20 protein-coding genes are annotated in these 21,217 nt (G+C 69.7%); 6 read left to right on the top strand and 14 right to left on the bottom strand.

Annotated elements, in window-relative coordinates; translation table 11 throughout:
* Nucleotides 1–111: 111 nt before the first annotated feature.
* Nucleotides 112–1,362, bottom strand: a complete 1,251-nt coding sequence (locus OHA18_RS22415) for a hypothetical protein (RefSeq protein WP_328997217.1) — start codon at nucleotides 1,360–1,362, stop codon at nucleotides 112–114.
* Nucleotides 1,363–1,477: 115 nt separating this feature from the next.
* Between OHA18_RS22415 and cofD the strand changes: the two genes are divergently transcribed.
* The 3 genes from cofD (at nucleotide 1,478) to OHA18_RS22400 (ending at nucleotide 4,228) form a co-directional block, all read left to right on the top strand.
* Nucleotides 1,478–2,455 (top strand): 2-phospho-L-lactate transferase, encoded by a 978-nt coding sequence (gene cofD, locus OHA18_RS22410; RefSeq protein ID WP_328997216.1) that lies wholly within the window; start codon nucleotides 1,478–1,480, stop codon nucleotides 2,453–2,455.
* Nucleotides 2,452–3,426: a coenzyme F420-0:L-glutamate ligase gene (locus tag OHA18_RS22405; protein WP_328997215.1), complete on the top strand. Its 975-nt coding sequence runs from the start codon at nucleotides 2,452–2,454 to the stop codon at nucleotides 3,424–3,426. The genes cofD and OHA18_RS22405 overlap by 4 nt, the downstream gene beginning before the upstream one ends.
* Before the next feature lie 124 nt (nucleotides 3,427–3,550).
* The gene (locus OHA18_RS22400) at nucleotides 3,551–4,228 is read left to right on the top strand and encodes a DUF3105 domain-containing protein (protein ID WP_328997214.1); all 678 of its coding nucleotides are present in this window, start codon (nucleotides 3,551–3,553) and stop codon (nucleotides 4,226–4,228) included.
* A gap of 54 nt (nucleotides 4,229–4,282) precedes the next feature.
* Here OHA18_RS22400 and OHA18_RS22395 read toward each other — a convergent pair whose 3' ends face one another.
* The 6 genes from OHA18_RS22395 to OHA18_RS22370 form a co-directional block, all read right to left on the bottom strand.
* Nucleotides 4,283–5,377 (bottom strand): mannose-1-phosphate guanylyltransferase, encoded by a 1,095-nt coding sequence (locus OHA18_RS22395; protein ID WP_328997213.1) that lies wholly within the window; start codon nucleotides 5,375–5,377, stop codon nucleotides 4,283–4,285.
* Between the two features lie 21 nt (nucleotides 5,378–5,398).
* The gene (locus OHA18_RS22390) at nucleotides 5,399–6,460 is read right to left on the bottom strand and encodes an NAD(+)/NADH kinase (protein WP_328997212.1); all 1,062 of its coding nucleotides are present in this window, start codon (nucleotides 6,458–6,460) and stop codon (nucleotides 5,399–5,401) included.
* A gap of 42 nt (nucleotides 6,461–6,502) precedes the next feature.
* Entirely contained in the window at nucleotides 6,503–7,561 is a 1,059-nt protein-coding gene (locus OHA18_RS22385) for a hemolysin family protein (protein WP_328997211.1), read from the bottom strand.
* Complete coding sequence (locus tag OHA18_RS22380) at nucleotides 7,558–8,895, bottom strand: hemolysin family protein (RefSeq protein ID WP_328997210.1); 1,338 nt, start codon at nucleotides 8,893–8,895, stop codon at nucleotides 7,558–7,560. Before OHA18_RS22380 ends, OHA18_RS22385 begins: the two co-directional genes overlap by 4 nt.
* A gap of 9 nt (nucleotides 8,896–8,904) precedes the next feature.
* Entirely contained in the window at nucleotides 8,905–9,060 is a 156-nt protein-coding gene (locus OHA18_RS22375) for a hypothetical protein (protein ID WP_328997209.1), read from the bottom strand.
* Between the two features lie 116 nt (nucleotides 9,061–9,176).
* Nucleotides 9,177–10,013: an SDR family oxidoreductase gene (locus tag OHA18_RS22370; protein ID WP_328997208.1), complete on the bottom strand. Its 837-nt coding sequence runs from the start codon at nucleotides 10,011–10,013 to the stop codon at nucleotides 9,177–9,179.
* 70 nt (nucleotides 10,014–10,083) lie between these two features.
* Between OHA18_RS22370 and OHA18_RS22365 the strand changes: the two genes are divergently transcribed.
* Nucleotides 10,084–11,007, top strand: coding sequence for a LysR family transcriptional regulator (locus OHA18_RS22365; protein WP_328997207.1), 924 nt, complete (start codon nucleotides 10,084–10,086; stop codon nucleotides 11,005–11,007).
* Here OHA18_RS22365 and OHA18_RS22360 read toward each other — a convergent pair.
* Complete coding sequence (locus OHA18_RS22360) at nucleotides 10,954–11,274, bottom strand: twin-arginine translocase TatA/TatE family subunit (protein WP_328997206.1); 321 nt, start codon at nucleotides 11,272–11,274, stop codon at nucleotides 10,954–10,956. The genes OHA18_RS22365 and OHA18_RS22360 overlap by 54 nt on opposite strands.
* Before the next feature lie 67 nt (nucleotides 11,275–11,341).
* Between OHA18_RS22360 and OHA18_RS22355 the strand changes: the two genes are divergently transcribed.
* Complete coding sequence (locus OHA18_RS22355) at nucleotides 11,342–12,022, top strand: TIGR03089 family protein (RefSeq protein WP_328997205.1); 681 nt, start codon at nucleotides 11,342–11,344, stop codon at nucleotides 12,020–12,022.
* 1 nt (nucleotide 12,023) lies between these two features.
* Nucleotides 12,024–12,812, top strand: coding sequence for an SDR family NAD(P)-dependent oxidoreductase (locus OHA18_RS22350; protein WP_328997204.1), 789 nt, complete (start codon nucleotides 12,024–12,026; stop codon nucleotides 12,810–12,812).
* On the opposite strand, the gene OHA18_RS22345 is transcribed toward OHA18_RS22350, so the two are convergent.
* The 6 genes from OHA18_RS22345 to OHA18_RS22320 all read right to left on the bottom strand — a co-directional run bounded on the left by OHA18_RS22345 (nucleotide 12,787) and on the right by OHA18_RS22320 (nucleotide 21,166).
* A complete protein-coding gene (locus OHA18_RS22345; RefSeq protein ID WP_328997203.1) occupies nucleotides 12,787–15,999 on the bottom strand; it encodes an ATP-binding protein in 3,213 nt (1,070 codons plus the stop codon). The genes OHA18_RS22350 and OHA18_RS22345 overlap by 26 nt on opposite strands.
* Before the next feature lie 31 nt (nucleotides 16,000–16,030).
* On the bottom strand, nucleotides 16,031–16,450 hold the full coding sequence (locus OHA18_RS22340; RefSeq protein WP_328997202.1) for a cyclic nucleotide-binding domain-containing protein: 420 nt from the start codon (nucleotides 16,448–16,450) through the stop codon (nucleotides 16,031–16,033).
* An 89-nt stretch (nucleotides 16,451–16,539) separates the two neighbouring features.
* A complete protein-coding gene (gene galE / locus OHA18_RS22335; protein WP_328997201.1) occupies nucleotides 16,540–17,493 on the bottom strand; it encodes a UDP-glucose 4-epimerase GalE in 954 nt (317 codons plus the stop codon).
* A 61-nt stretch (nucleotides 17,494–17,554) separates the two neighbouring features.
* Nucleotides 17,555–18,187, bottom strand: a complete 633-nt coding sequence (locus OHA18_RS22330; RefSeq protein WP_328997200.1) for a class I SAM-dependent methyltransferase — start codon at nucleotides 18,185–18,187, stop codon at nucleotides 17,555–17,557.
* Nucleotides 18,184–20,235, bottom strand: coding sequence for a spermidine synthase (locus OHA18_RS22325; protein ID WP_328997199.1), 2,052 nt, complete (start codon nucleotides 20,233–20,235; stop codon nucleotides 18,184–18,186). Before OHA18_RS22325 ends, OHA18_RS22330 begins: the two co-directional genes overlap by 4 nt.
* Nucleotides 20,236–20,332: 97 nt before the next feature.
* Nucleotides 20,333–21,166: a S1 family peptidase gene (locus OHA18_RS22320; protein WP_328997198.1), complete on the bottom strand. Its 834-nt coding sequence runs from the start codon at nucleotides 21,164–21,166 to the stop codon at nucleotides 20,333–20,335.
* Nucleotides 21,167–21,217: the final 51 nt, after the last annotated feature.

The raw sequence follows: 21,217 nt of genomic DNA, 5'->3' as shown, positions 1-21,217 counted from the left end.
AGAGGCCTGCGGATACAGGCCTCTCGCACTGCGTGCCCGGACGGAAACCTCATCCTGCCGGGATTTTCCTCGTTGCTCGGCAAAGGCTTGCCGCCCTACATCGCTTCCCTGTCAGGAAGGCTGGGACCACCAACCCTGCTGGCCCTGCCCCTGCTGGTTCGGGTCGTTCTTGTCGGACTCGACGCGCGGGTCGACGCGGGTCTCGTCGGCGGGCTCGGTCTGCGCGGGCTCCGAGGCAGCCGGCTGCGCCTCGGCTGCCGGGGTCTCGTCGGCCTGCCAGGCCTGCTCCTGCTGCCAGGCCGGCTGCGCCTGGGCCTCGGACTGCTCGTGCGAGCCTTCCTCCGTCACCGGGTGCTCCTGCTGGCCCCACTCCTGCTGGCCCGGCTGAGCCGGCTGGGACTGCCCGGCGTACTCCTGGCCGCCCCACTGCTGCTGACCGGCCTCAGCGCCGCCCCACTGCTGCTCCTGCGGCCACTGCTGGCCCTGGGCCTGGTCCTGGCCGCCCCACTGCTGCTGGCCCTCTGAGGTCCACGGCTGGGTCGGCTCGGCGCCCTGACCCTCGGCGGTCCAGGCCTGCTGGTCGCCCTGCGGCTGACCGGCGGAGTGCTGCGCGGAGTGCTGCGCCTCGGCCTCACCGGCCGACCAGGCCTGCTGCTCGCCCTGGTTCCAGCCCTGCTCCTGCGGCCACTGCTGCTGCTCGCCCTGGCCCGCGGCGTATCCGCCGGCAGCACCAGCCGCCGCGTAACCGCCGTACTGACCCTGGCCCTGGCCCTGACCCTGGTCGTACTGGCCGCCGTACTGACCCTGCTGGCCGTAGCCCGGCTGGCCCGGCTGGCCGTAGCCCGGCTGCTGCTGACCGTACGGAGCGGTCTGGCCGTACTGCTGGCCCTGCTGCTGGAACTGGCCCGGCTTGGGCGCACGCACCGGCGCGGGCAGCGACTGGAAGGTCTTCAGGATGTAGAAGCCGGCACCGGCGTACAGCGCCAGACCGGCGAGCGCCGCGAGGAAGTTGTAGATCTTCATCCCGGCGGTGTTGCCGTCGTTGAACCCGGCGAACGCGGTGATCAGGACGATCAGCGCGGTCAGGCCCGTGATGACGAGCGCGGCCAGCGCGACGATCCGTGCGTTCGGGGTCCGCTCCCCTTCGTTCACCAGCCACACCGCGGCGACCACGGCGAGGATGCTCAGCACCCCGACGAAGCTGAGCGGGGACAGCAAGTTCGACACGAAGGTGGAGGCGGCGACGAAGCCGGCTCCGCCGACGAACAGCCGGATCAGCGAGGCCAGCGCGAGCAGGCCGGCGAATGCGAGCAGGATGTACGCGACCGGCTCTCTGAGCTTTTTGGTTGCGTCGGTGACCACGAGGGCTCCTCGGATGTTGGGGGGCCGTACAACTGAGCTGTGCGGATGGTTCGGACCCACCGCAGCATAGTCCCGCGGTGGTTCGACGCATTGACGACTCGTGCAGACTCTTCCCATGCGATTGACAGTGCTGGCCGGTGGCATCGGCGGTTCCTCCTTCCTGCGCGGGCTGCTCCGGGCCCGTCCGGACGCCGAGATCACCGTCGTGGGGAACACCGCTGACGACATCACCCTGTTCGGGCTGCGGGTCTGCCCGGACCTCGACACGGTGATGTACACGCTCGGCGGTGGCATCTCGGAGGAACGCAAGTGGGGCCGTGAGGATGAGACCTGGGTGATCAAGGAGGAGCTCGCGGCGTACGGCGTGGAGCCCACCTGGTTCGGCCTCGGCGACAAGGACGTGGCGACGCACCTGGTCCGCACCCAGATGCTGGACGCCGGCTACAGCCTCAGCGCGGTCACCGAGGCGCTCTGCAGCCGCTGGAAGCTCCCGGTGCGGCTGCTGCCGATGAGTGACGACCGGATCGAGACGCACGTCGTGATCGACGACCCGGAGCAGCCCGGGCGGCGCAAGGCGATCCACTTCCAGGAGTACTGGGTCCGCCTGCACGCGGAGATCCCGGCGCACCAGATCATCGCGGTCGGCCAGGACAAGGCCAAGCCGGCGCCGGGCGTACTGGAGGCGATCGCGGACTGCGACGTGCTGATCATCCCGCCGTCCAACCCGGTGGTGTCGGTCGGCACGATCCTCGGCGTACCCGGCGTCCGCGACGCGGTCCGGGAGACAGCCGCTCCGGTCATCGGGCTGTCACCGATCATCGGCAGCAGTCCGGTCCGCGGAATGGCCGACAAGGTGCTCGCCGCGGTCGGTGTAGCGTCCACAGCGTCGGCAGTCGCGCGATACTACGGTTCGCGTTCGTCGGGCGGCGTACTCGACGGCTGGCTGATCGACACGTCGGACACGATGCAGGCGGACTCGATCGCCGGCGCCGGAATTCATGTCCAGGCTGTCCCGTTGTGGATGACGGACGAGACCACGACCGCCGCGATGGCTGACGCGGCACTGACCCTCGCGGAGGCCGTACGGCGATGAGGAAGCACCTGGAGATCTTCCCGGTGACCGGACTGCCGGAGGTGGCGGCCGGGGCGGACCTGGCCGCGCTGATCGCCGACGGGACCGACCTGCGCGACGGTGACGTCGTCGCGGTCACGTCGAAGATCGTCAGCAAGGCAGAGGGCCGGTTGACGCACGGCACCCGCCAGGAGGCGGTCGACGCCGAGCTGGTGCGGGTCGTCGCGCAGCGCGGCGAGACCCGGATCGTCCAGACGCGGCACGGCCTGGTCATGGCCGCCGCGGGCACCGACACGTCGAACACAGCCCCCGGCACGGTCCTGCTCCTCCCGGTCGACCCCGACGCGTCGGCCCGGCTGCTGCGGACAGCGCTCAAGGAGCGGTACGACGTCAACGTCGGCATCGTGATCACAGACACGCTGGGCCGCCCGTGGCGCAACGGCCAGACCGACCTGGCCATCGGGGCGGCCGGAGTGCGGGTCATCGAGGACCTGCGCGGTACGACGGACAGCCACGGGAACGTCCTCGCGGTGACGGAGCCGGCGCTGGCGGACGAGGTCGCCAGTGCGGGCGAGCTGGTCAAGGGCAAGGCGGACGGGGTGCCGGTCGCCGTACTGCGTGGGCTGCAGGACGCCGTACTGCCGGTCGGCGAGGACGGAGCAGGCGCACGGGCACTGGTGCGTGACGCCGAGTTCGACATGTTCAGCCTCGGGACGCGGGAGGCCGCGCGGGCCGCCGTACTCGAGCGGCAGGCGCCGGCCGGTCCGCGCGAGGTCGATCCGGCGGTCTGGGCCGGGTTGCTGCGGGACGTGGACGACGTACGGCTCGAAGTGGGTGACAACGCTGTCACGGTGTTCGGTGTGGAGCCGGTGACGGTCGGGGTCGTCGCCGAGAAGCTCGCCGTACTGCTGCACGCGGAGGGGTACGGCGTGGCGGTGCGGCCGGGACCGGGCGCTGAGGCGACGGTCACGTTCGGCTCACGGTCGCGGTAGTTTTCTAGGCAACTTCTTAGGGTTGCCTCGTACACTGCCTTCGCACGGCGGCGCGGTGGCCGCCCTTAGCCGGAAGACCAACACTGTGGGTAAAGCGTCGTCGCAGAAGCAGTCGCGCCGCGAAATGATCGAGAAGATGCAGCGCGAGCAGTCCCGGTCGGACCGCCGCCGCACGATCATCATCGTGGTGTGCGCCATCGTGGTCGGCCTGGCGATCATCTCCTACCCGGCGATCCGGCTGGTCCAGGACTCCAAGACCAAGAACCAGGCGCTCACCGACTTCGGCGTCGCCGCGTCGGCGGCGTCCTGCGACGCGATCACCGAAGACCCGGCCGGCGGCACCCAGGACCACCGCCCCGACGGCGAGAAGATCCTGTACTCCGTCTCGCCGCCGTCGTCGGGCCCGCACTACGCGGTCTGGGCGCCGTTCGACAAGAAGTTCTACACGCCGAGCGACCGCCCGCCGGTGGAGAACCTGGTCCACAACCTCGAGCACGGCTACACGATCCTCTGGTACCGCGACACCCTGCCGAAGGATCAGGTCGACCAGATCGAGAAGATCTCCAAGTCCAAGCTCCCGGACAGCTCGGTCGGCAAGTTCATCGCCGCGCCGTTCAAGCAGTCCGAAGGCAAGGGCTGGCCCGACGGCAAGAACCTCGCTTTCGCCCACTGGAGCAGCCCCGACGCCTCGCAGAAGTCCTTCGGCCACCGCCAGTTCTGCAGCTCGGTCAGCGGCGACGCCCTGAAACAGTTCATGGAGAAGTACCCCGCCGCCGACGCCCAGGAACCCAACGCCGGCTGACGTTCCCGGCGTACGCGGAACGCCCCGAGGATGCGGTCCTCGGGGACGTTTCAGCTAGATGTAGTCCGCGTGATCCGACTGCACTCGTGCGACCAGATCCTTCACCCGCTCGCCGTCCGACAACGGGCACACCATGGTCACGTCCTGGGTGTGGACGATGATGTGGCTGCGGAGGCCGACGGCTGCCACCAGGTGGTCCGGGTCGTCGGTGACGATGATGTTGTCGTGGGAGTCGAGTAGGCAGCTCAGGGTGATGCTGTCGGTGCGGTTGCCGTTGTCGTCGGTGTCGTACGTGTCGGCGAGGGCCGCCCACGAGCCGACGTCCAGCCAGTGCACCGGCATCGGTACGACGACCACGTCGGCGTCGACCTTGCCCTGGGAGGCCGGCTCCATCACCGCGTAGTCGACCGAGATCTTCTGCAGGTTCGGGTAGATCTCGGCGAGCGTTGCTTCTCGCGAGTCCGAGTCCCACACCGACGCGACCTCGCGCAGCTTCGCGGCCGACTCGGGCAGCAGCGAGTCGAGGACCGAGAGTACGGTCGACGCCTGCCAGACGAACATCCCGGAGTTCCACCAGAACCGCCCGGTCGCCAGGTACTCCTCGGCCGTCGCCCGGTCCGGCTTCTCGCGGAAACGATCCACGACGTACGCCGACGTACCCTCGATCGGCGCCCCGCGCTCGATGTACCCGAGCCCGGTGTGCGGATGCGTCGGCTCGATCCCGAACGTGACCAGCGACCGCCCGCGCGCCTCGACCACCTGGAACCCGTGCTCGATCGCGGCCCGGAACTCCTCCTCGGGGCTGATCAGGTGATCGGACCCGACGAACGCGACGACCGCGTCCGGGTCGTTCCGCGCGACCACCGCGGACGCGAGCCCGACAGCGTTCGCGGTGTCCCGGCGGGCCGGCTCGCCGATGATGTTGTGCTCGCCGAGCTCCGGCAGTTCCTTGCGTACGACGTCGGTGTACGCACCGACCGTGCACACGTAGATGTTCTCCGGCTCGACCAGTCCGCGGAGCCGGTTGAACGCCACCCGCAGCAGCGACTGTCCCGCCGCCAGCGGCAGCACCTGCTTCGGCCTGTCGTCTCTGGACATCGGCCACAACCGCGTCCCTGAACCTCCGGCCAGGATCACCACGTTTCGCATGAGGAAAGACCCTACCGGTGATCACTGGGGTGGTAGCGGAATTCGTAGGTGCTTCAGGTCGGGTGGGATGGGCGACCCGGCTGGTTGCCAGAACAGTTCGGCCTCGCCGTCGAGTGCGGTCGCTGGTGCGTCGGTGAGCCGGAAGCGGTCGCGCAGCCGGCCGTAGAAGTCCGTCGGCCGTAGGCGGACCAGCCGCAGTCGTTGCGGTGATCCGTAGACGCCGATCCAGTCCCCCGGGTCGAGTACGCCGCGCAGCTGCCCGTCGATGCTCACCGCGGCCTGCCCCGAGTGCGGCAGTACGCGCAGCGCGATCGGCTCGTCCGGCGCCGCGACAACCGTTCGGTTGAAGGTCATGTGCGGTGCGACCGGAGTGAACACGATCGCTTCGGTGGTCGGCGACAGGATCGGTCCGCCCGCCGCGAAGCTGTACGCCGTCGACCCGGTCGGTGTCGCCACGATCACCGCATCGGCGGAGTACGACGCCAGCAGCCGGCCGGACAGGTACACGCCGAGCGCGACCTGATGGTCCCGCGCCAGCTTCTCCACCACCACGTCGTTCAGCGCGGTGACGTCGAGCGCCATCCCCCAGCCGTCGCCCTCGGCCATCTCGTGCCGCACCGGCGGTGGCGGCAACGCCGGACCGTGCCCGTACCGCAGCAGGGACTCGATACCTTGCGGGATCTCCAACGGCCGCGACGCCCGCATGGTCAGCGTCATCCGTTCCTCGTACGTCGCTCCGCCGTGGTGCACCGCCTCCAGCGCGGGCTCGACGTCGCGGCACGCCACCTCGGTCAGGAACCCGACCTTGCCGAGGTCGACCCCGAGCACGGCCGCGTTGTTCTTCGCGGCGATCCGCGCCCCGCGCAGAAACGTACCGTCGCCGCCGAGCGTGACGACGAGATCCGGGTCGCCGGCGTGATGCAGCTCGTCGGTCCCGCTGCGCCGCTCCTTGTGGTCCTTCCAGACGTCGATGTCGGTGCAGCCGATCCCGTGGTCGGCCGCCCACTTCCGCACGGTCCCGGCCGTCTCCACCGCAACCGGCCGCCCCTGATGAACCACAAGCCCAATCCGGCTGATCGCCACGAACCCCTCCTCGACACGGTTTCTGCCTACAAGGTAGCCGGGCTAGTCCCCCTTCGCGGCGGTGATGATCGGGTCGGTCTCGTCGTCGAACTCCCCGATGACCTCTTCGAGGAGGTCCTCGAGGGCTACGACGCCGATCGCCTGGTCGCCGCCGCAGACGACGGCGAGCTGGGCGCGTTCGTCGCGCATGGTGCGGATCGCCTTCGCGACCGGCGTACCGTCGCCGAGCTCGAGCGCGGCCATCATCAGGTCGGATGCGCGCACGGTCGTGTCGCCCGCTGTGGTCGCGCGGGCGGCGTCGCGGACGTGCACGATGCCGCAGATCGTCGTACCCGAGCTGACGACCGCAAGCCGCGAATGGCCCTCGCGCCGGCTGGTCAGCTCCACCTCGCGGGCAGTCGCGGACGCGGGCACCGTCGACAGCTCGGCGATCGGCGTCATGACCTGCCCGACCGTGGTGTTCTGCAGCGCGAGCATCGCGGTCAGCAGTTCGTGCTCGGGCTGCTCGAGCGTTCCGTGCTCGCGCGACGACTCGATCAGCAGCCGCAGCTCGTCCGGCCCGTGGGCGTTGGCGATCTCGTTCTGCGGGGTTACTCCGACCAGCCGGACGCACAGGTTGGCGATCCAGTTGAGCACGCTGAGCAGCGGCCGGAACACGTACGTGAACGCGCGGAACGGCAGCGCCAGCACCAACGCCGCGCGCTCTGGGTCGCTGATCGCCCACGACTTCGGCGCCATCTCGCCGAGCAGGACGTGCAGCAGACCGATCCCGCCGACGGCGATGATCAACGCGATCACATGTCCGATGCCCTCGGGGACATGCGCCAGCTCGAACAGCGGGTGCAACAGATGCGCCACCGCCGGCTCGCTCAGCGAACCGAGACCCAAGGTGCACAAGGTGATCCCGAGCTGCGCTCCCGCGAGCATCAGCGACAGCTCGCTGACACCGGCGATCGCGGCCCGCGCCGCCCGGCTGCCGGACGCGGCCGCCTCCTCGAGCCGATGCCGCTTCGAAGCGACCAGTGCGAACTCGGCCGCGACGAAGAACCCGTTCAAGGCCAGCAGTACGGCGGAGATGATCAGCGCCCACGTCGTACTCATGCCGTCCGCTCCATCAGCACGATGCCGGGCACCCGGCGTTCGATGGTCTGCACGGTCAGCCGCACGTACTCCGAGGGGATCGGCCGGCCGTCATGGTCGATCCGCTGCGGCAGCTCCACCGCGACCTCGTCGCCCACCACCGGGATCCGACCGAGCCGCGCCATCACCAGACCGGAGACCGTCTCGTAGTCGTCACCCTCAGGCAGCTGTACGCCGGTTGCCTCCTCGACCTGATCGAGCCGCCACCGGGCCGGCACCACCCACGACCCGTCACCGCCCTGCACCAGACCGGTCTCCGGAAGGTCGTCCTCGTCCCGGATCTCGCCGACCAGCTCCTCGGCGATGTCCTCCAGCGTGACGATCCCCGCGAACCCGCCGTACTCGTCGACGACGATCGCGAGCTGGCGGCGCGCGACCCGGAGCCGCTCGAGTACGCCGGGCAGCGGCAGCGTGGCCGGTACGGCGACCGCGGGTGACGCCAACGAACCGACCGCGATCGCCGCCCGGTCGGCCGGCTCCAGCTCGACCACATCGCCGATCGCGACCACGCCGACCACCTCGTCGACCGAGTCGCCGATCACCGGGAACCGACTGTGCCCGGTGTCCTGCAGCTCGACCACCCGGGTCAGCGGCTCGTCGCGATGCATCGTCACCACGTCCACGCGCGGCACCATCGCCTCGCCCGCCGTCCGCCCGCGGAAGTCCAGGCCGCGGTCGAGCAGCCGCATGGTGTCCTGGTCCAGCAGGCCTTGCTCGTACGACGTCTCGATGATCCGGTCGAGCTCCTGCGGGGTCGCGCCCTGCGGCAGCTCCTCGACCGGTTCGATCCCGACCCGGCGCAGGATCCGGTTGGAGGCCGAGTCGAACAGGTGGATCACCGGGCCGGCGATCGTCAGGTACATCAGCGTCGACCGGGACAGCCGCAGCGCGATCGCCTCGGATTTCGCGATCGCGAGGTTCTTCGGCGCCAGCTCGCCGAGCACCATCTGGATGATCGTTGCCAACAGCAACGCCAGGATCACCGAGATCGACATGCTCACGGCGCTCGGTACGCCGGCCGCGCCGAGCAGGTCGGCCAGGCCGGCGCCGAGATACGGCTCGGCGAAGTACCCGGCCAGCAGAGCGGTGATGGTGATGCCGACCTGCGCGCCGGACAGCACGAACGACAGCCGCGACGTGACCCGGAGTGCCCGCGCGGCCGCCGCGTCACCGTCCTCGGCCAGGGTCCGCAAGCGGCTCCGGTCGACGGCGACGTAGGCGAATTCCTGGGAGACGAAGTAGCCGGTGGCAACGGTCAGCACCAGGATCAGGCCCAGGCCGGCCAGGATCAGCATGGGACGACCTTATGAGAACTCCAGCGACTGCAGTACTGCGGGGTCCGACACGTCCAGACCTTCTTCGGTCGCCTTGGCGAAGGCCTGCATCCGGACGGCGTCCCCACGCTCCGAGGTCTCGCCGGCGATCCAGTACGCAACCGTGTACAGATCGTCGCGACTCACACCGAGATCGTCGACGGGAGTCGCCGGATCGCGTCAAGCGCCTTGATCTCACCGCGTATCGTCGTACCCCTCACGGGAAGTTAGGCTAACCTAACTAGGCGCGGTGGGCGAGGGGTCTACCGACGGCTGGACGGCTTCCAGGCGACGATCTCGCCGTCGCGGATGAGTTCGCCGTACTGCGCCGGGTCGACCTGGTCGCTCAGGAGCAGGTCGGCGATCGGTTGTACTGCGTCCGCCGGGGACTTGGCCTGGCTGAAGTCGTCGAACCATGGGCGGGACGCGCGGGTGTCCACCAGTCCCGGGCAGACGGACGCGACCAGGGTGTTCTCGGCGAGGTCCCGTTCGCGCCGCTCGGCCGCCACCGCGCGAACCGCGGCGACCTGCGCGACCTTCGACGGCAGGTTGACCCACTCCGGCCAGCCCTGCTGCGTCGCCGTACCGTCGTGCACCGCGGTCCGCCATTCCTCGACGACCTTCTCCACGTCCTCCAGCGACGCGTCGTCGAAGCGTGACCACAGCGTCTCCGGGAGCTGCTCCAGCGTCCCGAGCGAGCTGGCAACCACGATCAACCGCCCACCCGGCCGCAGGATCGGGCCGAAAGCCCGCAACATGTACTGCGCTCCAAGGTTGGCCACATCCACAAACTCGTCAACCTGCTCAACAGGCGCCTTCCCCGGCTCCAACGGCCCGATCGCGTTGGAAACGACGAAGTCCACCGCACCCACCTCCTCCGCCAACCGCTCCACAGCCTCCCGATCGGTGACGTCGAGCACCCGCCCCTCAACCCTCGCGACGCCGTGCACGCGAGCGGCGGCCTCGGCGACTCGCTCCGGGTTCCTGCCGGTGAGGAGGACCAGGTCCTCCGGGTTCATCCTGTTCGCCAGCTCTTCCACCAATGCATATCCGATGCCTTGGTTGGCGCCGGTAACTACTGCGATGCGTTGTTCTGTCATGTGGCCAACGTAGGTCGACGGGAGGTATGACTCCAACGAAAGTTCAGCACAGGTGGTATGCGTAGATGTCATGGACTTCACCGACGTCTCACTGACCGCGCTGCGGGTGTTCCGGGAGGTGGCCGAGCGCGGTACGTTCACCGCCGCCGCGTCGGCGCTCGGGTACACGCAGTCGGCCGTCTCCCGCCAGATCGCCACCCTCGAACGTGCCGCCGGCAACCAGCTCCTGGAGCGCCGCCGTGAGGGCGTCACCCTGACGCCGGCCGGCCAGGTGGTACTGCGGAACGCCGCCGCCGTCCTGGACCAGCTCGACGCGACGGCCCGCGAGCTGGCCGGACTCCCCGTCGCCGGCGGGACCGTGCGGCTCGGCTGGTTCCCGAGCGCGGGCGCGGTTTTGTTGCCGCGGGCAATCAGCGCGGTACGTCGTACGCACCCGGCGATCACCGTGACGACGCGGGAAGGTTCGACGCCCGCGCTGGTACGGGCGTTGCGGGCGGGGACGATCGACCTCGCGCTGATCGCGTCCGCGCCGCCGTTCCGCCCGCCGGACGCCGAATCACCCGCGCTCAAGTTGGAGACGCTGGCCGAGCGGAGCCTGCGGCTGGCGGTGCCGACCGGTCATCCGCTCGCGGCGCACGAATCCGTAGACGTCGCCGACCTCCGCGGCCAACGCTGGATCGCCGGCCCCGCGTCGAGCAGCGAACTGTGGATGGGCGTCTGGCCGGGCCTCGACGAGCGCCCGGTCATCGCCCACACGGTCCGCGACTGGCTGGCCAAACTCCACCTGGTCGCGGCCGGCGCCGGCCTCACCACGATCTCCGCCTCGATGGCGTCCGCAGTACCTGCCGGTGTCCGCGTCGTCACGGTCCGCGGCGGCCCCCAGGAACTACGCCGCACGATCCTCGCCCGACTCCCCGGTCGCACGCCCGAGCCAACAGCCCTACTGGCCGCCGCCCTCCGCACCGCCGCTCTCGAGGTCAACCCGCCGAACTGACTCGTCGGCCGGTGGCTGAGCCGTAGGTGCGCCGGCAGCCGGTGCCTGCTGAGGAGGAGCTGGAGCTGGCTGGGGCTGAGCCTGCGGGGCCGTCACCTGAGCTGGGGTTTCGTCGTCGTCGCCGTGTCTGGCCTTCTCGAACTCTTTCATCGCGCGGGCGGCGTTCTTGGTCAGTTCCGGCAGCTTCTTCGCGCCGAACAGGAGCACGACGATGACCAGGATGACGATCCATTCGCCGCCTTCGGGCAGCGCGAGCTGTGGCACCATGACAAGCCTTCTTTCGACAAAATCCCCCACCAACCTACGCCGGAGTCGGAACCGTAGGCTGGGCCATATGTCACGAGTCCTCCCCGAGCTGTTCGCGGCCGCGGTCCACCGGGACGGCGGCGCCCCGTTCCTCACCTACTACGACGACGCGTCCGGCGAGCGGATCGAGCTGAGCGCGGTCACCACCGCGAACTGGGTCGCCAAGACCGCGAACCTGCTGGTCGACGAGTACGACCTGGAGGCCGGCGAGACCGTCGCGATCGGACTGCCTCCGCACTGGCTCGGCGTCGTCTGGGCGCTGTCCACCTGGTCGGTCGGCGCGTCCCTGACCAGCAAGACCGGCACCCTGGCGATCACCGGCCCCGACTTCAGCATCCGCGGCGACCGCGAGACCGCTGCCTCCGCGCTCCTCCCGCTCGGCGGCCGCTTCCGCGAACCCCTCCCGGACGGCATCCAGGACTACGGAGCCGAGGTCTACAACCATCCCGACGTCTTCGTCCCCTTCGATCCGCCGACCCCGGACTCCCCGGCGTACGACGACCTCACGCACGCCGACCTGATCGGTACGGCGGAACCCATCAGCGATCGCATCCTGGTCCAGCGGACGCTCACGGACCGGGACGGTCTGGGACTGCTGGTCGGGGTGATCTCCGGAGGTGGTTCGATCGTGCTCTGCCGCAACCTGGACGCCGCCAAGCTGGAGCGCCGGGTCGCGGACGAGAAGGTCGACCGAGTTCTGGAGGGGTAGCGTGCGGCGATTCGAGGGAAAGGTCGCGCTGGTCACGGCGGCGGCGCAGGGCATCGGGTCCGCGGTCGCGCGGCGGCTGGCCGACGAGGGCGCGTCCGTGGTGGTGACCGATCTCCAGGAGGACAAGGTCGGCGAGGTCGCCGCCGGGATCGGCGAGCAGGCGCTCGCGCTGCGGCTCGACGTGACCGACCGGGACGATGTGGACGCGGCGGTCGCGGCCGCGGTCGAGCGGTTCGGCCGGCTCGACGTGGTGGTGAACAACGCCGGCGGCTGCATCGTGTCCACGGCGCCGGAGGACACGACCCCGGAGGAGTGGCACGCCCAACTCGACCTGACCCTGGTCGGTGCGTCGCGGTGCATCCAGGCGGCGCTCCCGCAGCTGGTGAAGAACCGCGGCAACGTCGTCACGATCAGCTCGGTCAACGGACTCAGTGCCTTCGGCAACATCGAGTACTCCGCCGCGAAGGCCGGTCAGGTCGCGATGACGGTCAACTACGCCGCGCGGTACGGCGACCTCGGCGTCCGCTTCAACGTCGTTGCCCCAGGCACCATCCGGACGCCGAACTGGGACAACCAGCCCGAAACACTCGAGCGCTTCGCGAAGATGTACCCGCTCGGCCGCATCGGCGAGCCCGAGGACATCGCCGCCGCGGTCGCGTTCCTGGCGTCCGACGACGCGTCCTGGATCACCGGCCACACCCTCCCGGTCGAGGGCGGCGTCCTCACCGGCCCGGGTGTTCTCGACCTGACGACGAGTGGCGCCTTCAAGAAGGAGTATCCGGGCCTCTGAACAGCTGCTCGGCCTGTGCCAGTGCGTCGGGATCGCCCGTCGTACGGTGCAGGCCGCGGAGCGCATGGGCCTGTTCGAGCTTGTTGCCGAAGGCACCCCAGTCCGCCGCGGCGCGCGCGAACCCGGCGGCCGCGGCCGCGGTGTCGCCGCGGTGTTCGGCGAGCAACGCCTCGGCCGTCGTCGCCGAGTACTCGCGCATCGGCAGCACCGGCTCGACGAAGTCCGCAAGGACGGCACCGGCCTCGACCTGGCCCGCGGACAGTGCCGCCCGGATCAGCGACGGCAGCCGCGCATCGAACTCGAGGCTGCCGCGCAGATCGGACAGCGACGCGAGCAACCGCAGGATCTCCAGTACGCCGTCCCGATCGCCGTCCCGGGCCCGGGTGGTCGCAGCGGGAGATCCCGCGATGACGATCAGATCCGGCCAGCCCGCATCCACTGCCAGCCGGTACGCCTCCTCGGCGGGATCGCGAGCGCCGGCAAGACCCGACTCGACCTCCGCAACCGCCAGCGCCGCCAGGACCTCGATCCGCCGCAGGGTGGTGAACGCCGGTCCGGCGTGCTCGAGTTGGGCCCGGCACGCCGCGATGGCCTCGGCCGGGCGGCCCGTCTCGATCGTCAGCTGCAGGACGGTGCAGCTGATCTGCTGCTCCATCTCGGCCAGCCGGCGCCGGGCGGCGAATTCGAGAGCGGTGTCCAGCTCGCCCAGGGCCACCACCGGTCCCTCGATCTGCCACAGTACCCAGCCGTAGTTCAGCCAGATGACCGCCGCGTCGCGTCCCTGGCCGAGCTCGAGCATCGCGGCCAGCGCCTCTTTGACGTCGACCAGCCCGCCGGTATCGCCCTGAGCGACCCGGGCGAGCCCCCGCGATTCCAGAGCCCGGTGCGGTACGGCGTACCCCTGCTCGGCCGCCATCTGCAGGGCCCGGTTCGCCGAGTCGATCGCGTCCTGGCGACGACTCGCGACCACCCGGATGCTCGCCTGGCCGGACAGCAACTGGACCAGGTCCTCGCTCGGCCCGAGCTCCTCGAGCATCGCGACCGCCCGGTCGATGGTCGCCAGGCTCTCCTCCATGCTGTTCAGCGCGTACGTCGACGCGCGGAGAGCGCGAGCGAGCCCACGGATGTCGCCGGTCGCCTCGAACCCGGCGATCGCCTCGCGGTAGGCGGTCCGCGCGTCGTCGAGCCGGCCGGCGAGGAACGCCGCCCATCCCCAGCGCGTCAGGACCGCCGGCCGTTCCGGATCCCCGGGCGGGGTCAGGCCGAGGGCTCGGTCGAGCAGCGCCATGGCCTGGCCGGCGTCGAGGTTCATCGCCAGCTCGGCGGCCATCAGCTGATAGCGGCGCGCCCGCGGCGCGATCGCCGCCACCGCGTCCGCATCGCCGAGAGCAGCGGCCAGATCCATTGCCGTCGTGAGGTGGTACGCGATCAGGTTCGGGGTCTCCGCCTGGCACGCGGCGCAACGCAGCTCGAGCCAGTCGGCGGCGGCGAGGTGCCGGGCCGACCGAACCGCCCGCGGCACCTGGCTGTAGGCGACGTCGCGGGTCAGTGCATGCCAGAACGTGTACTCGTGCTGACCGAGCATCGCCGACCGCCGGACCGGGCGCACCAGCTCCTTGCGGGCCAGCTCCTGCAGTGCCTGGACGACCTCCGCCGGATCCCGGCCGGACAGGGCCGCGACGGCCTCGGCCCAGAACACTCGTCCGATCACCGCAGCATCTGCCAGCAGTGCCTTGCGATCGGGATCCAGTGTGTCCAGCCGGGCCGCGATGAGCGCTGCGATGCCGGCCGGCAGCTCGGCGGAAGTGGCTTGGTCCGGGCCGCAGTCGGTCACGATCCGGGCGAGTTCTTCGGCGTACAAGGGGTTGCCGTCGGCACGGCGTACCAGGCGCTGCCGGGTCTCCTCGGGCACGTCCTGACCGGCGAACATGCCGCTCAGGAGTTGGTCGGTCTCGTCCGCCGACAGCGGCGAGAGGCCGAGGGTGAGGGCGTTCTGGACTCCGCGGGTCCACTGCGGTCCGCGTTCGAGCAACTCGGGGCGCGCGGTGACGACGACCAGCAGCGGCAGGTCGGTCACCCATGCGGCCAGGTGATCGACGAAGGCGAGCATCGCGTCCGTCGCCCAGTGCAGGTCCTCGAACACCAGCACGACGGGCGACTGCTCGGCGAACGATTCCAGCAGTTGCCGCCAGGCCGCGAACGACTCCTCCTGCGTCGCCGATCCCGGCTGCGCGGACCGATCGGCGCCGACCAGCGGCCCGACCCGGGCCCGCAACCAGGCACGATCCGCACCGTCCGGCACGATCGCGTCCAGCTTGGCCACGGCCTGCGCCGGCGGATCGGTGTCCAGGATCCCGGCCTGGACCTTGAAGATCTCCGCGATCGGCCCGAACGGCGTCTCGCCGTACGGCAGTGAGCGGCCCTCGCGCCAGGTGACGAGCTCGTCGTGGTGATCCAGCCAGGCGCCGAACTCCGCGACCAGGCGGGACTTGCCGATGCCCGGCTCGCCGAGCAGCGTGACGAACTGCGGCACCCGCTCCGCGACGGCCTTCTCGAACGCGGTGTACAGCAAGGTGAGATCGCGCTGCCGGCCGACCATCGGCGTACTGAGATCGCGGATCACGTCCGCACCGAAGCGCGCCCTCGGCGGGCCGGCCTGCCAGCGTTCGACCGGATGGCTGATTCCCTTGGCCACAACGGGTTCCAGGGCTTCGTAGCCGAACACGCGACTGGTCGCCGCGTAGGTGCCGGAGCCTGCCACCACCGCGCCGATCGGCGCGGACGACTGCAGCCGGGCGGCCAGGTTGACCACCATGCCGGTGACGAACGGCTCGCCTAGCTCGGGTCGCGCGGTCAGCTGGACCAGTGCCTCACCGGTCTCGATGCCGATCCGGACCTCGAGCGGTCCGCCCGGCAGCTCGGCCACCGCGTCGAGGATCGCCAGACCGGCCCGGACCGCCCGCTCCGCGTCGTCCTCCCGCGACCGCGGTGCACCGAACACGGCCAGGATGGCGTCCCCGGCGAACTTCTCGACCGTCCCGCCGTACCGCTCGACCGTCTGCCGCAGCGTCGAGTGGTACGGCGCCAGCCAGCGACGGACGTCTTCGGGATCGGCGGACTCCGATGCCGTGGTGAAGCCGACAAGGTCGCAGAACAGCACCGTGACGACCTTGCGCTCCTCGGTCATCGCGCCCCCAAGGACATTCGGGCCGATCGGCTCAGCTCTCCGACTCGAGGCTGCGGATCCGGGCGGTCAGGGCCTTGAGCAGCGCCTGGGCGACATCCGGGTTCTCCTTCACGACCGGCTCGAACGCCAGCGCGGACAGCGCGAACGTGCTCAGCCCGTCCGGCCCGGCCACCACGGTCGCGGACCGCGGCAGGCCGTCGATCAACGAGATCTCGCCGAAGTAGTCCCCCACCGTCAGCGGCTCGCGGACGACGCCGTTGACCTCCACGTCGGCCGAGCCGGCCAGCACCACCTGCAGGCCGGCATCGTTGGCGCCCTGCTCGATCACGTGGTTGCCGGCCGGGACCTTCAGCGTGGTGCCACGCTCGATCAGGTCGGACAGCGTGTCCTTGGACAGTCCTTCGAAGAGATCGATCTTCGCCAGGAACGTCGGCAGGCTCTCGTAACTCATGGATCGCACCCCTCGATCGGTGCCCGGCACACGGGCAGCTCTGTGAACTGCGCCACAGGCTACAGCCGGGGCGGATCGCCGACCACGATTCAGGCTTTCGGCCAGGCCTCCCACGCGGTGGCGAACATGTCGTCGACCGTGTAGGTGTTCTTCCACGCGAGGTCGCGGGCGGCGAGGTCACCGTTCGCGACGACGCGGGACGGGTCGCCCGGCCGGCGTGGGCCTTCGGTCGGGGTGAAGTCGATGCCGGTGACCCGGCGGGCGGCGTCCATGATCTCGCGGACCGACGTGCCGGTGCCGCTGCCCAGGTTGTAGACCGGCTCGAGGGTCTTGCCGGACTCGAGCGCGCGGGCCGCGGCGACGTGCGCACGGGCCAGGTCGGCGACGTGGACGTAGTCCTTGACCGACGTGCCGTCGGGCGTCGGGTGGTCGGTGCCGTAGATCTGCGGCACCTTCCTCTGTGTCAGCAGGTTGCAGACGATCGGGAACAGGTTGTACGGGCTCGCGTCGTACACCGTCGGATCACCGGAGCCGACCACGTTGAAGTAGCGCAGCGAGGTGTGGTGCAGCTCGGCCGCGGCGGCCTGGTCGCGGAGCAGCCACTCGCCGATCAGCTTCGACTCGCCGTACGGCGACTGCGGGTCGGGCGCGGTGTCCTCGGTGACGACCTCGTCCTTGGGCGTCCCGTACACGCCGGCGCTCGACGAGAAGACGAGGTTGCGCACCGACTTCTCCGCCATCGCTTCGAGCAGCGACACCATCGCGGTCACGTTCTGCGTGTACGTGTGCAGCGGGCGCTGCACCGACACCCCGGCGTACTTGAAGCCGGCGAGGTGCACGACCCCGTCGACACCGTCCAGTGCTTCTCGCACCGCCGTACCGTCGAGCAGGTTCGCATGCACGAACGGCACACCGTCCGGTACGAACTCCGCCTTCCCGCTCGACAGGTCGTCGATCACGACCACGTCGATCCCGTCGTTGCGGAACGCGCGCACCACATGCGCTCCGATGTACCCAGCACCACCAGTCACGAGCCACGTCATGTCTCAGATCCTGCCACCAGGACCCACCCGGGACCGCCCGAACGGGCCGATCCTGTACCAATTAGCAGACAGTTGCCAGCCAGAAGTAAGTCAGCTCGGTCCACTCCACCTCGGCCGGCGCGACGTCGGCCGCGAACCGCTCCCGCGAGGGGAAGTTCTTCAACACCTCGTACGTCCGCCCGTCCGACAACTGCCGGGTCTGATAGGTGTCGCCGTCCTCCGTCGCCCGGGTGATCGGATGGTTGCTCCCCTCCACGTACCTGTTGTCCGCGAGGATCACCACCCCACCCGGCTCGACCCGTTCCAGCAGGCCCAGCGTGAACCGCCGTACGTCGGCGCGCGGCACATGGGACCAGAAGAAGCCGGCGAAGATCGCGTCGAACCGCCCCTCGACCGCACCGAGGTCGTACGCGTCGGCCGTCCGGAAACGAACATCGGCCGAGCCGTAGGACCGGGACCGGGCGATGGCCAGCGGCTCCTCGTTGAAGTCCGTCGCCAGCACCGACTGCGCGCTGGACGCCAGTGCGGTCGTCCAGTAACCGGTGCCGGCGGCAACTTCCAGGACCGACCGGCCGCGGACGAGCGGCGGCAGGAGGGCCCGTAGGCGGGCCAGGTCCTCCTGCCGTTCGGGCTTCTCGTACACCGCGTCGTACTCACCGGCACGATCGCGGTAGTAGTCCGCCAGCTCGCTCATCGGGCCAGGGAACGGGCTTTGGGCGTGAGCAGGAACGCGCCGGCGTACAGCAGGGCGGCGATGATCAGGAGGCCGTGGTAACCGATGATCAGGGCCGCATACTCGAGGCAGCCGCCCAGCATCGCGCCCAGCAGGTTGGCGCCGAACGATGCCGTGCCGTCGGCCGTGTCGGTGAAGCGCTTGGCGAAGATCACGTTCGCGGCGAAGATCGGCGTGAACGCGATCAGGACCGCGACCAGCGCCCGCAACCCGACCGGCATCCCGAGCAGCCAGCTGTCCGGGAAGACCCACGACAACGCGAGCCCGCCGAACAGCACGGCGAACATCACCTTGATCGGTGGCGTCCTGAACCGTCTCGTCACTTCGACCGCCGCAAGCACCGCCACCAGCACGCCGGCGAACACGATCGCGTTGACGACCCACGTCGTACCGAACAGCAACGCGAACCCGGTGATGCTCTTCGTCTCCAGCAACATGAAGCCGGCGCCCAGCAGGAACAGGTCCGCGTACGGACGCATCCGCCGGTACGACGACCCGCCGCCGGCGATCCCGACCCCGACCAGGCCGGCGACCATGATCAGGCCCAGCGTGACGAGGTACAGACCCGGAATCCGGTCCGTGAACAGGTACAGGAACGGCCGGTTGTCCGTGGCCGGCGGCGGCGTGACCGCGGACGGCCCCGGCCACTCGGCGGCGCACGTCTGATCCTGCTCGGTCAGGCCGACCGTCACGACGGCCTGCTGCAGACCGTCGCCGACCTTGTCCACGCACGGCTTGTGCCCGAAGGCCTCCTGCGCGGTCGACGCGAGCCGGTCGATCAGCCAGGTCTCGCGGTAGTAGTTGTACATGGCAAAGGCCCCACCCGGGTTCAGGTGGTCCTTCGCGGACTCGAACGCCTGCTTGGTGAACAGGTAGCTCTCGAGCCGCAGCGAGCTCGCGCCGTTCACCAGCGTCAACGAGTCCGGCAGCGCCAGCAGGATCAGGTCGTACTTCTTGTCGGTCCGGGACAGGTACGCCCGCCCGTCGTCGATGTGCGACGTCACCCGCGGGTCCTGGTACGGCCGGTCCGGGTGCAGCGCCTTGCCGAGGTCGCGGATCCGCGGGTCGATCTCGACCGCGTCCACATGCGTTGCACCCTTCTTCAATGCGATCGCCACGTCCGAACCGGAACCGGCGCCGATGATCAGCACGTTCTTCGGCGTCTTCCCGACGTTCGCCCGCTCGTACGGCAGTCCGTACTGCGGCTCCCACTGCAGTCGCGCGTCGGCCGGGATCGCCTGCTGATGCGGTACGCCGTTGACCGTGATCGTCAGCAGCGGCACGCCTTCCCAGGTGTACTGCTTGGTCTGCACCTTGTAATACGGCGACCAGCTGTTGTCCGCTTTGGTCGACTCGTGGAACAGCACCCCGAGCATCACCAGCAGCGGCGCGAGCACCATCGCGGCGCTCAGCCCGACGGCAACGGCCCGGCGACCGGATCCGGCCGTCCGCGGGATCATCAGCAGCGCGAACATGACGGTGACGATGAGCCCCCACCAGATCGGCGGCGCACCCAGGAACGACAACCCGGTGAACGCCACGATCCCGGCCAGGCTGCCGATCAGATCGAAGCGGTACGCCGTCAGTCGCGGCAACTCGGAGAAACAGCGGCCGACCAGCTCGGCGGGACCGGCGAGCACTACCGCGGCCGCGACGAAGATGATCGGCAGGATCACCCAGACCGGCGGGCCGGTGGTGTTCAGGCTGGTGAAGTAGATGACGCTGGACGAACTGCCGCGGTTGACCGTCACCGGCTTCCAGGCGATCACCAGGACCAGCAGGCCCAGCATGATCGGCGAGTAGTACGGCAGCCGCTTCGCCCGGCCGGACCGCAGTACACCGATCCCGATACCGAGGAACGAGCCGAGCAGCACGAAGTTCGAGAAGTAGCTGAGGTGGACCACGTTCGAGCCGGTCCACCGGATCAGCGCGAGCTCGGTGAAGAGCATCAGCGCACTGGACGCGACCAGCCGCGTCCGGACCCCGAACGGGCTCGGCCAACTGGGCACGGTCACACGGTCAGTGGGGGAGTCGACTGCCATGCGGGGCGACGTTACCGGATATCGAAGTGGTCTGCGTCACCCCGCGGGCAACCGTTACGGACGGTCAGCGGCGACGTGCCGGCTTCGGCAGTTCGCAGCCGGACTTGTTCAGGTCGATGGTGCGGTTCGCGGTCAGGCAGGTGTAGAGCCACCAGGTCTGCTGGCCGTACGCCGCACCCTGCTCGACGGTGACGTTGCCGTCGGCGTCGACCTCGCACGGGTTGTTGACCGTGCAGCGCTCGCCGTCCTCGTTACCGGTGTTGTTGATCCCGATCATCTCGCCGGTCGTGGTGCTCACCACGGGCGATCCCGACGTACCGCCGATCGTCTCGCAACCGGGCTGCTGGTACTTGATCGAGTTCTGCCAGGTCCAGTCGCCCTCACGCAGCTGCGGGATGGTCGCCTGCACCGAGCAGGTGTAGATGCGCTTCCAGTAGCCCGACACGACCGCCATACCGGCGCCGTCCGCGGGGCCTTGCTTGGCCAGCGTCAGCGGATCGACGTTCAGCCGGCTCTTGATCGACGCGTACGTCTCGTTGACCTCGTACACGATCATGTCGGTCTTGGTCATCGTGCCGAACAGGATCTTGTCGGCGCGGACCGTACCGGCCCCGCTGGAGTCCGGCTTGAGCAGCGTGATCGAGCGCGTCGAGGCCTTGTTCACCAGCACCTGGCCGGGCTGCAGGAACCCGCCCTCGTAACAGTGCCCGTTGGTGAGTACGAGCGCCTTGTCGGTGCTGACCGATTCGGCGTACCGGACGAGGGACGCCGAGCAGTTGCTCAGGGCGGCGATCCCGGTGAAGTCGGCACCCGGCGCGGCGGCTTGGGCCGCGCTGGTGCCGAGCAGGGTGGTGGTCGCGACCGCGGTAGCGGCCAGGAGTGTACGCAACAGTTTCATGGGGCGGTGTCCTCACTGGTTGTACTTGGAGGACTTCGTAACGCAATCCCT

The sequence above is a fragment of the Kribbella sp. NBC_00709 genome, from assembly GCF_036226565.1.
In the GTDB taxonomy this organism is placed as follows: Bacteria; Actinomycetota; Actinomycetes; order Propionibacteriales; family Kribbellaceae; genus Kribbella.
The sequence above is the reverse complement of the archived record's forward strand: the minus strand, read 5'-3'. Positions and strand labels throughout refer to the sequence as shown.